This window comes from Bradyrhizobium sp. CCBAU 51765, assembly GCF_015291725.1.
Classification (GTDB): Bacteria; Pseudomonadota; Alphaproteobacteria; order Rhizobiales; family Xanthobacteraceae; genus Bradyrhizobium; species Bradyrhizobium liaoningense.
Map to the genome: position 1 here is coordinate 1,568,824 of NZ_CP030038.1, position 12,316 is coordinate 1,581,139.

Below are 12,316 nucleotides of genomic sequence, written 5' to 3' on the forward strand. Positions count from 1 at the left end.
CGTAGTTCGATAGACAAATTAGCCGGATTGCCTTAGAAAGTGAAGATAATTTCCAGTTTTGTCGGATATAATATGGAACTTGATCGAGTCGACCGCAGAATCCTCTCGATTCTTCAGGAAGATGGGCGCATCGCCAATGTCGAGCTCGCCGAGCGCATCGGGCTGTCGCCAACGTCGATCGGCGAACGGCTGAAGCGCTTGCAGCGCGAGGGTTTTGTCGAAGGCTATGGTGCGCGGCTCAACCCGCACCGGCTCGGACTTGGCCTGTTGGTGTTCGTGGAGGTGCTGCTCGACAAGACCACGCCCGACAATTTCGAGCGCTTTGCACGCGCGGTGAAGCTCGCGCCCGAGGTGCTGGAGTGTCACATGGTTGCCGGCGGCTTCGACTATCTTGTGAAGGCGCGGCTTGCGGACATGGCCGCCTATCGACGCTTTCTCGGCGAGACCCTGCTGTCGATGCCGGGCGTGCGCGAGACGCGGACCTATGCGGTGATGGAGGAGATCAAGCGCGACGCACCGTTGCCGGTAGGCTGACGACATGCCGTCGCGATTGTCATTGCTGTGGCGTGGACAAGCGGTCATCCAAGGAAAAATAACTATCCCCGTGCAATCGCAACGCCTGTCGTCGACTGCACTGGCCGTCCTTCAAAATTTTCTTGGCCCGGCTCCCGGATTGGTCCAGGAGGCAGCAAATGCTGGCGGGCTTATACTTTGAGGTTTTCTGCGGAGGTCTTGCCCCGGTTTGCGATCTCTTCGTATTCCACCGTCTGTCCCTCGTTGAGGGTCGACAGACCGGCTTTCTGCACTGCCGAGATATGCACGAACACATCCTTGCCCCCCGACGCAGGCTGGATAAATCCATAACCCTTCGTCGGGTTGAACCACTTGACCGTACCTTTAGCCATCACGACTTCTCCGCGGGTCTTCCTCCAAGATCGCGAACCGCCAGTCCCCGCCAACCGGCCGGTTCGGTCCTACAGGATACGCGGAATGTGGCAGGCTTGGTAGCTCAAACCACATCGGCATTTCGCTGAATTCCGCTCAACTTCGCGGCGTTTTTGCCGGTTTTGCCCGTTTCGCGGTCAAATGTCCGTACGCATTTCCCCATCCGTCAATACGTCGCAGCCAGATAGTCGACGATCTTGCCGACATCGGCATCGTCGATCGGCGCGCCATAGACCTTGATCATCTTCGTCACCTCGGCCTGCCAGAAGCCCTTCTTGTCCTTCATCGGCGGCTGCGTGGCGATGTAGTCGGACGAGTGGCAGGCGCTGCAATTGCCCTGCACGACCTCGAGATTGGGACCGGGCTTGAAGGCGGCGACCTCGTCGGGAGTCTTGTAATTGACCGGCGCGGCAAGTGCCGAGCCCGCCACGGCGGCAAGGGCGAGCGTGATGGCGAGGAGAACGGTGCGCTGCATGATCATTCTCCTTCAGGCGACCGTCACGCGGACGGTTTCGACGACGTTGCGCAGATAGCCCGCCGGATTCCAGCGCGGCGTGTCCGGCTGGGTCTCGCCGCCATTGCCGGTGGCACGGACCTTGAGCTCGTGGCTGCCGGCGGCGAGCTTCACCGGCAGCTTCCATTCGCGGAAGGCGTATTTGCCGAGGTCCTTGCCGAGCTTTGCGCGGGTCCAGGTCTTGCCGCCGTCGGTGGAGACCTGGACTTCCTTGATGCCCTTGCCGCCGTCGAAGGCGATGCCGCGCAGGGTCGTGGCGCCTGCCTTCAGCTTCGCGCCGTCGGGCACGCTGGTGATGAAGGAGCGGATGGTGAAGCGGTTGATCGGGATGGTCGCCTTCGGCGCGGTGCCCGGTTCGACCGCGTTGTTCGGCGTATCGGGAATGCGATAGGCCGACTTCATCCAGAAGCCGTCATAGACGTTGTCGATGACGGTGATCTCGTTGAGGTGTTTGACCCAGTAGGTGCCGAAATAGCCGGGCACGATCAGGCGCAGCGGGAAGCCGTTGAGGAACGGCAGGTCCTCGCCGTTCATGCCATAGGCCAGCATCACCTCGCCGTCGGTGGCGTGATCGAGATCGAGCGCCTTGACGAAATCGGGCGTCTTGTCGCTGACCGGTCCGTCCATCCCGCCAAACGTCACCTGCTTGGCGCCGCTCTGAACGCCGGCCATCGCCAGCACGGACTTCAGCGGCACGCCGCGCCAGCGCGCACAGCCCATCGCGCCGTTGGCGAGCTGGCCGCCGGCGACGCGCGGCTCGAAGAAACCGCGGCTGTTGCCGGAGCACTGGTTGACGGCGACGAGCTCGGTCGCCTTCATCTTCCTGATGTCCTTCAGCGAAAGTTTCAGCGGCTTGTCGACCTTGCCCTTGACCTCGAGCGTGAACTTGTCGGGGTCGAGATCGTAAGGCAGGTCGGCGAGGTGATAGCGCACGAAGAACGCGTTGTTCGGCGTGATCGGGCCGTCGTTGAACACGGCAAACGGCGTCTCGAGCTGCGGCGGCCGGCTGGTCAGGCCGATCATCGGTCGCTTCTGCGGATATTTCACCAGCGGTCGTTCGCCATTGGCGAAGGGCAGGGTGACGGTGTCGAGCGCCAGCGCCTTGGTGGAGTTCAGTGTAGCCGCAACGGCGGCAAGGCCCGCTCCTTTGAGCAGGTCGCGTCGGTCGAACATTCTGGTCTCCTCCCGGAGCTTTTCGTTGGATCGCGGTCATCACCGCGATCCTGCGCTCATCTGTCGCAACGATTTGAACGAAGTCAATTCGTGCTTTCGCAGCAGGCCCATGCCGCTGCGTTGCAGCAGCCCGGTGTTACGCGGTGCGAGGAGAGAGGGAGCGCACCTTCCGTGTGGCTGCCTTAAGCCGCCACCCGTTCGCCGCGATCCACCAGCGCCGCCAGCTCCCGCGCATCTGCAATCACCCGCACCGCCATCGGCTCGTCGCGGCCGCGGATTGCGGCCTCCTGCTGCGGCAGGGCGTCGTCGGCGAGGTCCGCGGTGCGGAGGATTTCCTCCGAGACGATCGCCTCGCAGGCCAGGGTCTTGGTCATGTCCTGCAGGCGGGCGGCGACGTTGACGGCATCGCCCAGCGCCGTGAAGACGATGTGGTCGCGATAGCCGATGTCGCCGATGATGACCTCGCCGCCGTGGATGCCGATGCCGAAGCGGATCGGCTGGCGAAGATCGTGGCTCAGGAGCTCGTTGAGCTCGTCGATATGCGTGGCGATTCCGGCGGCGGCCTTCAGCGCCTGCCGGCACGCGGTTCGCGGCTCGGCCGACAGCCCGAACAGCGCCAGCATGCCGTCGCCGACGAACTGGTTCGGCAGGCCGCCATTCTCGATGACGGCCTGCGAGACGGCACCGAGGAAGCGGTTGACGATGAAGACCGTGTCGAATGGCAGCCGCTTCTCGGCAAGCTGCGTTGAGCCGCGCATGTCCACGAACAGGCTGACGAGATAGCGCTCCTGGCCGATGCTGGCGGGCGTCGAAGCCTGCGCATTCGCGGAGACTGTGTGCGGTGTGAAGAGCTGGAAGAAGGAGAGGTCGGAGGTCGGCCGCAGCTGGCAGGCGAGCCTGATCGAGGGATCGGAGGTGCCGACGCGGGTGAGCACGAAGGCTTCGCGCGGCGATGGCTCGGGCAGGGCGCCGTGGTCGCCGATGATCCGGATGCGGCAGGTCGAGCAGCGGGCGCGGCCGCCGCAGACGCTGGCATGCGGCACGTTGTGGCGCAGGCTCGCTTCCAGCACGGAGAGGCCTTTTGGCACGCGCACCGTCTTGCCGTTGCCGTAGGACAGCGCGATCATGCCGCCGCGCCGCTCGCGCAAGGCCCGCGCGCCGCGTGCCGCCAGCGCCAAGGCGAGCAATCCGAAATAGCCGATGGTGAGGCCGCCCGCGATGCGGTCGAGTGTGTTGCCTTCAGCGACCGTGCCGACCTGATCGCGGGTGAGGTTCTGGCTACGCCATTCTCCATCCTCGCTCTCGACGGCGACGCTGCGGCCGCCCTGATAGATGCCGAGCAGCGCCAGCGTCGGGATCAGCACGGCGGCCGCGAGCAGATAGGGCGCCGCGCGCGTGAAGAACGGCTTCAGGCGAAGCCAGAAGAAAATGCCGATGCAGCCGTGCACCCATGCAATGAGGAGCAGGATCGTCATCTGCCAAAGCCGGCCCGGCGCTGCGACGAAGAACAGATAGAGCTCCTGCGGATAGAGCTTCTGATGATCGTACAGCGTGTAACCGAGCCGCACCCCGACCACGTGCCCCATGACCAGAGCGGGGATGCTCAGGCCCAGCACCAGCTGGAGCGGCTCGATCGTCCGCCAGCGGAACTGCCGGCGCTGATACAGGGCGTAGATGCCGAGTCCCATATGGGTGAGCGCAGCCGTGTAGAATACGATCGCGACGGGGAGGAACTGCCAGAACAGGGTATGATAGTAGACCCCGGCCTCCATGGCATCCACCGAGATGTTGCCGAGCGCATGGTTGAGGAAATGGCTGACCACATAGGCGAACAGGATGACGCCGCAGATGAGCCGCAGTTGCCGGACGCCGGTGGCGCGGACGAACTCGGGCATGTGTACGGGAGCGGTGGCCATGATTCGCTTGTATCAGTTCACCAAGGAGAACAGCCAGCGTAGCGTTTAATTCCTGATGTGGACAGGCTGCGGGATCACTTGCGCGGCAAGGAGCCACACACACCGCCGTCGTCCCGGACAAGCGCGCCCGCAAGTGCGTGCAGATCCGGGACCATAATCCCAGGGAGCGGTTCAGGGCCGGTTGGTAACTACGAGCCATCGCCAAACTCCGTCCTGTTGCCCTGGGTCCCGGGTCTGCGCTGACGCTTGCCCGGGACGATAGCGGGGGTTTGCGGCGCTACCCCCTGCATTGACTCCCCCTCTCAGGTTGGCGAAAAGCGCGGCCGTGACGACAGCCCCTGACATCTCCGTGCCCCTCCGCGGCGCCGCGCGCCGGCCTCTCGTCTGGGCCGTGCTGATCATCGCCGCGATGACGGTGATGCGCATCGTCTACGCTTCCGCCATCGAGCTGCGCACGGACGAGGCCTATTACTGGACCTGGTCGAAGGAAACGGCGCTCAGCTTTCTCGATCATCCCCCCGGCATCGCCTGGATGATCCGCCTCAGTACCGCGATCTTCGGCGACACCGCGCTCGGCGTCCGCTTCGGCGGCATCGTCGCCATGCTGGTGACACAGCTGCTGCTCGCCGACATCGTCCGCCGCCTCACCCATGATGCGCGCGCGATCATGTTCGCGGTGCTGATGCCGGAGGCCGCGCTCTATTACGGCCTGCTGATGGCCAAGGTCGCGCCCGATGTCGCGATGATTCCGTGTGCGATGGCGATGGTGTGGTCGCTGGTGCGGCTCGCACAGGGCGGCGACGGCCGCTGGTGGCTCGCGGCGGGCCTGTTCGCAGGCCTCTCGATGCTGTCGAAATTCACCGCGATCATGTTCGCGCCGGCGGTTGCCGCCTTCCTGCTGGTGCCGGATTGGCGCTGGCGCTGGCTGCGGAGCCCTTACCCTTACCTCGCCGTGCTGGTTGCGGTCGCCGTGTTCTCGCCGGTGCTGATCTGGAATGCGCAGCACGACTGGGCCTCGTTCCGCTTCCAGGGCGTGCGCGCCACCGCCAACTATGGCATCTCGCTGCGGACGATCGGCGATTACATCGGCCTGCAATTCGGCCTGGTCGGCTTCGTCATGCTGCCGGTGGTTCTGACGGGCCTGGTGCTGACGGCATGGCGCGGCTATCGCACGCGCGAGCCGGTCGCGATCCTGCTGTCGACCGCCGTGCTGGTGCCGTTTCTTTATTTCCTTGCGAAGTCGATGACGCTCCGGGTCGGCGACACCTGGCCGATGTTCATGTGGCCGGTCGGCTTCGCGGCCACCGCGGTGAACCTCGCAACGATGACGAAAGAGGGATGGTCGGCCCGAATGCTCAAATCGTCACTGTTCTGGGCCAGGACTGCAATTGTCTCGGGCGTCGCCTTCGTCGTCATCGTGTTTCTCTATTACGTCGCCGCGCCCTGGAATTTCCTCGGCAAGAGCGATCCGATCGGCGCCGAGGCCGGTTACGAGCAGGTCGCCGCGCGCGCGCAGGCCGCGCTCGACGAGACCGGCGCGACCTGGATCGCGACGACGGACTACCGCACCTACGCCATGATGCGCTGGCTGTTCAGGGGCCGCGTACCCGTGATCGAGATCAACGAGCGCGGCCGCTTCCAGGATTTTCGTGATCCCGGCATGGACAGGATCAGGGGACACGCGGGCATCTATGTCGGACGCACGCCGGATAACCGCGCATCGCTGTGGCAGAACATCCCGGCGAAGCGAGAGCGGCTTGGCGAAGTCGAACGAAGCTGGCGCGGCGTTGTAACGGACACTTATGTGCTCGAAAAGCTCACCGGCTGGACCCCGGAGCTCGCCCCGCCGAAGGACTCGCCGCTGTTCCAGTGGAAAGTGCTGGCGGGCGTTTACCCTCCCCTGGAGGGGGAGGGTCGATCGCGCGCAGCGCGAGCGGGGTGGGGTGATCTCTCCGCTCGGGCACTGTTCGAGGCGGAGAGACTGTCACCCCACCCCGTCTCGCATCGCTGGCGCGCTGCGAGCCGACCCTCCCCCTCCAGGGGAGGGTAAGCCAGAGCCGCTACTCCTCCCCATCCTTCTTCCGCAACAGATCCGTCGCCAAATCCGACAGCTTCGGCGGCGGCAAGGCCGCGAACGGCAGCGGCCTCGTGACGTCGATGGCGGCAAGGCCCAATCGGGCCGTCAGCAATCCATTGAGCACGCCTTCACCCAGTCGCTGCGACAGCTTCGCCGCGATGCCGTGGCCGAGCATTTGCTGCACCAGGCTGTCGCTCGCGGCCATGCCGCCGGTGATGGCGAGATGAGCGATGACGTGGCGGAGCAGGCGGATCATGCCGAGCGCGCCCGGGCGGCCGCCATAGAGATAGGCAAGCTGGCGGATCAGGCGCAGTGCGGCGACGAACACGAACAGCACGTCGATCGCCGCGCGGGGCGAGACCGCTGTGACGATCGAGACTTTTTGCGCGGCCGATGACACCAGCCGCCGCGCTTCCGCATCCAGCGGGGACATCAGTTCGCGCTCGGCGAGCCGGATCATGTCGGCGCCGTCGATGATCTCGCCGGCATGGCTTTCCAGCGTGGCGCGGGCTCGCGCGAGCTGCGGGTTCTGGTGCGCGATCTTCAGCAGGTCCTGCACGATCACGCGGCTCTCGGCGCGATTGTCGCTGGCGAGCACGTCGGCGGCGCGCTGATGCAGCTTCTCGATTGTTGCGAGCCGCGCCAGTCCAAACGCCTCGCGTCCGATCACGACGGCAAGCGCCAGCGCCGTGACGAGCGCGAAGGCAAGCCCGATGAAGCCGAGACTCTCGCTGCGCGCGAACAAATCCTCGATCAGATGGACGACGCCGAGCCCTGCTCCGAGCAGCGTCAACCCGGCGAGGCCGGACCAGAACAGCGCGCCCCAGGGAAAGCGGCGCCGCACGGGAAGTGTGGCCTGAATCGGCACCGGCAGCGTCGATGGATCGCTCTCCGGCGTAATCTGGATCGTGCCGCGACCGAGCCGTCCCGTCTCGTCGGCCTCGGTGACGACGACGCCGGGATCGTCGAGCCGGAACGTCGCCGGCCGCCGCTGCTGGGATCGCTCGGTCATGACAGCTTGTCTCCGATCAGGAACTGCAGGGCACGGTCGAGGCGGATGTGTGGCAGTGCCGGCTCGCCGTCGCCATCGCGTTCGAGCTTGGGCGGGCGGAAGCGCAGGAAGCGGAAGTCGCTTGTCTCGGCCGCCTCCGTCGAGAGCCCGCGGAATGCATCCATGTCGTTGAACAGCGGCTCGGGATCGACGGGCAGATCCCCCGGAAAGGTCGCAACTTCCGTGTTTCCGTCGAAGAACTCGCCGCCGGCGCTTTCGCCCGCGGCCGGCGTTCCCAGGATCGACGGCAATTTGTCGCGTCCACGGGACACCTGCGCCTCGCGCGTGGCGCGGACGGCGGCGAGTGCAACGACGTCGATCGCCGCACCGGTATTTTCCGCGCGCGCGACGGCGCCGGCAACGGCGCGGCGCAACACGGCCTCGAGCCGGTCGTGGCTGGAATGATGCAGATGGTCCGCCTTGGTCGCCGCAAACAGGATGCGGTCGATGCGCGGCCGAAACAGGCTGGAGAGCAAGGTGCTGCGGCCGATGTTGAAGCAACCGAGAATGCCGGCAAGCGCGGCTTCGAGATCGTGCAGCGCCTCGGGGCCCGAGTTGAATGCGGCGAGTGCATCCGCCAGCACGATCTGGCGATCGAGCCGCGCAAAATGATCGCGGAAGAACGGCCGCACCACGACGTCCTTGTAGGCCTCGAAGCGGCGCACCATCATCGCCCACAGCGAGCCGTCGGGCGCCTGTCCGCCAGCGGGCAGATCGAGCGGCGCAAAGGTCAGCGCGGGGGAGCCTGCGAGATTGCCGGGCATCAGGAAGCGGCCGGGCGGCAACAGGCTCATCGCGAAGCGCTCCTCGCGGCACGCGCGCAGATAATCGGTGAAGAGCTTTGCTTCCGTCAGCGTCGCCTGCTCGTCTTCGCGCGCTTCGGGCTTGAGCGTTGCGAGATGCGCGTGCCAGTCCGCCGCGAGATGCGCCCGCGGTGCCTCGCGCGACAGCGCCAGGCTTTCCGCCGACCATTGCTCATAGCTTTTCTGCAGCAGCGGCAGATCGAGCAGCCATTCGCCGGGATAGTCGACGATGTCGAGCGTCAAATTGCGGTCCGCACCGTTCGGGCGCTGGTACTCGATGACGAGCCTGAGCTCGCTGATGTCGACCGTCGAGTTCGGCCAGCGCCGTTCCTCGATCAGCGCGCGCAGGTGGTTCTCATAGGCAAAGCGCGGCACGGCGTCGTCCGGCTGTGGCGCCAGATGCGCCCGCGCGATGCGGCCGGAGGCATAGGCTTCGAACACCGGAAAACGGCCGCCGCGCGTCAGGCCGTGGATCAGGGCGGTGATGAATACGGTCTTACCCGCCCGTGACAGCCCGGTGACACCGAGCCGCACCGTCGGGTTGAAGAAGTGCTCGCCATAGTCGATCAGCGCCCTTGCCGACAGCCGCGCTTCTTCGACCATATCCTGGAAACTGAATGCCATATGAACGTTAGAGGATCCGGGGCGGGAGGAATGTGCGGCCGTTCACAAAAGTGGCAATTGCGTGAGGAAAATCAAGCTCCATACTTCCACCGCCTTTGTCGGCCAGTCAGCCGTTTGAACGACGCGCCGATCCCGAAACACCCATACAAGAGGACGATTGCCTCACGTTAGCGGATTGCCCATGACCGTCTTCCAATTGAAAGAGTTCGCATCCAGCTCCGTCCACGCCGCCGCCGACATGGTCGGCTGGCATTACGACCGCGCCGAGCTGATCGCCGATGGTGTCATCCACGCGATCGGCGTCTTCGCCGGTATCGTCGCCGCGACCGTGCTGGTGGTGCTGACGGCGATCTATGCCGATGCCACCGACATCGTCGGCGTCTCGATCTACGTCGCCGGCCTGCTCTCGATGCTGGTGCTGTCGGCGACCTATAATCTCTGGCCGGTCTCGCCGGCCAAATGGCTGCTGCGCCGGTTCGACCATTCCGCGATCTATCTGCTGATCGCCGCGACCTACACGCCGTTCATCCTGGAGGTGAAGGACAGCGTGTTCGCGCTGGTGCTGCTCGCCGGGGTCTGGTGCGTGGCGATCCTGGGCATCGTGTTGAAGCTTCTCTATCCCGGCCGGTTCGACCGCGTCTCGGTCGGCATCTATCTCGCGATGGGCTGGAGCGGCATGATGCTCTACGACGCCGTGGTCAGGGCGTTGCCCGCGCTGGTGCTGGGCTTCATCGTTGCGGGCGGCCTGCTCTACAGCTTCGGCGTGATCTTCCACGCCTGGCGGCGTCTGCGATTCCAGAATGCGATCTGGCACGGCTTTGTCTTGGCCGGCGCGGCATGCCATTATACCGCGGTGCTCGACCTCGTGTTGAGCTGAACAAGTTTCCGCGAAGCGGTATAAGACGAGAGGAGACGTCGCATGCAGGTGACCGGCAAGGTCGTGGTCGTCACGGGCGGCGCAAATGGCATCGGCAAGGCGCTGTGCGAGGCCTTTCATCATGCGGGCGCAGCCAAGGTCGTGGTCGCGGACATGGACGCCGCCAATGCGCGGGCGGTCGCGGCCATGGTTGATGGCGCCGCCTTCAAATGCGACGTCGCTCAGGAAAAGGACATCGCCCACGTCATCGAGGAAACCGAACGTCAGTTCGGGCCGATCGCGCTGTTCTGCTCCAATGCCGGCATCGGCGGCGGTTTCGATCCGATGTCGGAAAATGCCGGCGGCGCCTCGGATGAACCCTGGCAGCGCAGCTGGGCGATCCACGTCATGGCGCACGTCTACGCGGCGCGGCATCTCGTCCCGCGCATGAGGGCGCGCGGCGGCGGCTATTTCCTCAACACCATCTCGGCCGCAGGCCTGCTGTCGCAGGTCGGCAGCCCCGCTTATTCGACGACCAAGCACGCTGCAGTCGGCTTTGCCGAGAATCTCGCGATCTCGCACAAGGCCCACAACATCAAGGTCTCGATCCTCTGCCCGCAGGGCGTCGACACCAACATGCTGCGCTCGATCCCCAAGGGCCCGCAATCCGGCGACGGCGACCTGACGCCGGAGCAAGTGGCGAAAGACGTGCTCGCCGGCCTCGAGCAGGAGACGTTCCTGATCCTGCCGCACCCGCAGGTGCTCGGCTACATGCGCAAGAAGACCGAGAATTACGACCGCTGGATTGGCGGCATGGCCAAGATCCAGGCCAGGATGCGGGAAGAGTTCGGGAAGTGACCACCGAACCTGATGCTGTCATGCTCCGCGAAAGCGGGGCATCCAGTACGCCGCGGCCTATCGATTGAACCACCGGCGTCTCGGCCCGGTCAAGCCGGGCGATGACACCGCGTGTGGTTACCCTACGACCTCCTCCATCCGGCTTGCCCGCAGCGCCCGCGCATAGAGCATCATGCCTTCGCGCACCTTGCGCTGCTCGGCTTCCGTCAACGCCGCCAGCGCGCCGCGGACCTGTTGTCGGCCGAATGCATGCAGGGCCTCCAGGGTGCGCCGGCCCTTCACCGTCAGCGACAACAGCTTGCTGCGGGCGTCCGTCTCATCCGGCGTCTCCCTGAGCTCGCCGCAGTCGATCAGCTTGCGCACCATGCGGCTGACGCTCGATTTCTCCAGACGCAGGAAATCACCGAGCTCGCCTGACGTCATCGGGCCGCGGATGCCGATCTCCAGGATGGTGTGGACCGCCGAGGGCGGATAGTCCGATGCCGCCACCGTCGCGTCCATGAAGCCGAGCTCGCGCACCATCAGGCGCGACGCGGCGCGGATGTCGTCGATCAGCGAAAGCTCGGCCATCTTGACTCCCGGCATATAGTTGTATCATACAACTATATGGGCGCAACGCCGCGCGCAAGCGTTTTGGAGTGGACGATGAGCGGAACTTTGCCAACCGGGATGCGGATGAGGGGCAAGGTCTGCCTCGTCACGGGCGGCGGCAGCGGCATCGGCCGCGCCACGGCGCTGAGGATGGCGGCCGAGGGAGCCGAAGCGATTTTCGTCGCCGGCCGGCGCGAAGCCGAGATCGACGCCGCCGCCTCGGCGTGCCGCGAGCTCGGTGCGGAGGCCGTCCCCGTCAAGACCGATATCACGAAGGAGGACGACGTCGCGCGGCTGGTGCGCACGGCGGTCGATCGCTGCGGAAGGCTCGACGTCGCCTTCAACAATGCCGGGTTCCAGGAGCGCCGCGCGCCGCTGGAGGAGCAGGGGACGGAGATCTACGACAGCGTGTTCGATACCAATGTCCGCGCGCTGTTCCTGTGCCTGCGCCACCAACTGCCGGCAATGCTGGCGCAGGGCCGCGGCAGCATCGTCGTCAACGCCTCCGTCAGCGGCGTGCGCAATCCCAATCCCGGCTTCTCCCTCTACTCGGCGTCGAAGGCCGCCGCGATCTCGCTGACGCGCTCGGCGGCGATGGAGAACGCCCCGCGCGGCATCCGCATCAACGCCATCGCGCCCGGCCGCGTCGTCACGGACATGATGCTGCGCGCCGGCGTCGGCGACATCGCAACCGTCAGCGCCGGCCTGCCGCTGCGGCGGATGGGAAGCCCGGAAGAGGTGGCGGAAGCCGTGGTGTGGCTGTCATCCGACGCCTCATCCTATGTCGTCGGGCATGTGCTGGCCGCGGACGGCGGATTTTTGGCGTCGTAGTTGTGTTGGTCGCTGGTGCCGCAAGCTCAGTGTCGTCCCCGCGAACGCGGGGACCCATAACCACAGAAAGAAATTTG

The 12,316-nt window shown here is 65.4% G+C and carries 12 protein-coding genes; 5 read left to right on the plus strand and 7 right to left on the minus strand.

All coding sequences use genetic code 11. The annotated features are described in order from the left end of the window. Positions 1-72: 72 nt before the first annotated feature. A complete protein-coding gene (locus XH96_RS07350) occupies positions 73-534 on the plus strand; it encodes an Lrp/AsnC ligand binding domain-containing protein (protein WP_194391816.1) in 462 nt (153 codons plus the stop codon). Positions 535-704: 170 nt separating this feature from the next. Here the strand turns inward: XH96_RS07350 and XH96_RS07355 are convergent, their stop codons facing one another. From XH96_RS07355 to XH96_RS07370, 4 genes are all read right to left on the minus strand, one after another. Beyond that, positions 705-905, minus strand: coding sequence for a cold-shock protein (locus tag XH96_RS07355; RefSeq protein ID WP_008563500.1), 201 nt, complete (start codon positions 903-905; stop codon positions 705-707). A gap of 206 nt (positions 906-1,111) precedes the next feature. Further along, the gene (locus XH96_RS07360; protein WP_194391817.1) at positions 1,112-1,420 is read right to left on the minus strand and encodes a cytochrome c; all 309 of its coding nucleotides are present in this window, start codon (positions 1,418-1,420) and stop codon (positions 1,112-1,114) included. Between the two features lie 12 nt (positions 1,421-1,432). Further along, positions 1,433-2,632 (minus strand): molybdopterin-dependent oxidoreductase, encoded by a 1,200-nt coding sequence (locus tag XH96_RS07365; RefSeq protein ID WP_194391819.1) that lies wholly within the window; start codon positions 2,630-2,632, stop codon positions 1,433-1,435. Positions 2,633-2,814: 182 nt separating this feature from the next. After that, positions 2,815-4,548: an adenylate/guanylate cyclase domain-containing protein gene (locus tag XH96_RS07370; protein ID WP_194391821.1), complete on the minus strand. Its 1,734-nt coding sequence runs from the start codon at positions 4,546-4,548 to the stop codon at positions 2,815-2,817. 409 nt (positions 4,549-4,957) lie between these two features. Between XH96_RS07370 and XH96_RS07375 the strand changes: the two genes are divergently transcribed. Further along, positions 4,958-6,598, plus strand: coding sequence for a glycosyltransferase family 39 protein (locus tag XH96_RS07375; RefSeq protein WP_194394063.1), 1,641 nt, complete (start codon positions 4,958-4,960; stop codon positions 6,596-6,598). A gap of 10 nt (positions 6,599-6,608) precedes the next feature. Here XH96_RS07375 and XH96_RS07380 read toward each other — a convergent pair whose 3' ends face one another. Beyond that, positions 6,609-7,637 (minus strand): YcjF family protein, encoded by a 1,029-nt coding sequence (locus XH96_RS07380; RefSeq protein ID WP_194391822.1) that lies wholly within the window; start codon positions 7,635-7,637, stop codon positions 6,609-6,611. Continuing rightward, positions 7,634-9,103, minus strand: a complete 1,470-nt coding sequence (locus XH96_RS07385; protein ID WP_194391824.1) for a YcjX family protein — start codon at positions 9,101-9,103, stop codon at positions 7,634-7,636. Before XH96_RS07385 ends, XH96_RS07380 begins: the two co-directional genes overlap by 4 nt. Before the next feature lie 181 nt (positions 9,104-9,284). Between XH96_RS07385 and XH96_RS07390 the strand changes: the two genes are divergently transcribed. Beyond that, positions 9,285-9,980: a hemolysin III family protein gene (locus tag XH96_RS07390; protein WP_028179152.1), complete on the plus strand. Its 696-nt coding sequence runs from the start codon at positions 9,285-9,287 to the stop codon at positions 9,978-9,980. 42 nt (positions 9,981-10,022) lie between these two features. Further along, positions 10,023-10,817 carry an SDR family oxidoreductase gene (locus XH96_RS07395; RefSeq protein ID WP_194391826.1) on the plus strand — a complete coding sequence of 265 codons (795 nt, stop codon included), beginning with the start codon at positions 10,023-10,025 and terminating at the stop codon, positions 10,815-10,817. Positions 10,818-10,934: 117 nt separating this feature from the next. Here the strand turns inward: XH96_RS07395 and XH96_RS07400 are convergent, their stop codons facing one another. Further along, complete coding sequence (locus XH96_RS07400) at positions 10,935-11,387, minus strand: MarR family winged helix-turn-helix transcriptional regulator (RefSeq protein ID WP_194391828.1); 453 nt, start codon at positions 11,385-11,387, stop codon at positions 10,935-10,937. Positions 11,388-11,462: 75 nt separating this feature from the next. Here XH96_RS07400 and XH96_RS07405 point away from each other — a divergent pair, with 75 nt between their 5' ends. Next, a complete protein-coding gene (locus XH96_RS07405; protein ID WP_194391830.1) occupies positions 11,463-12,239 on the plus strand; it encodes an SDR family NAD(P)-dependent oxidoreductase in 777 nt (258 codons plus the stop codon). Positions 12,240-12,316 lie beyond the last annotated feature (77 nt).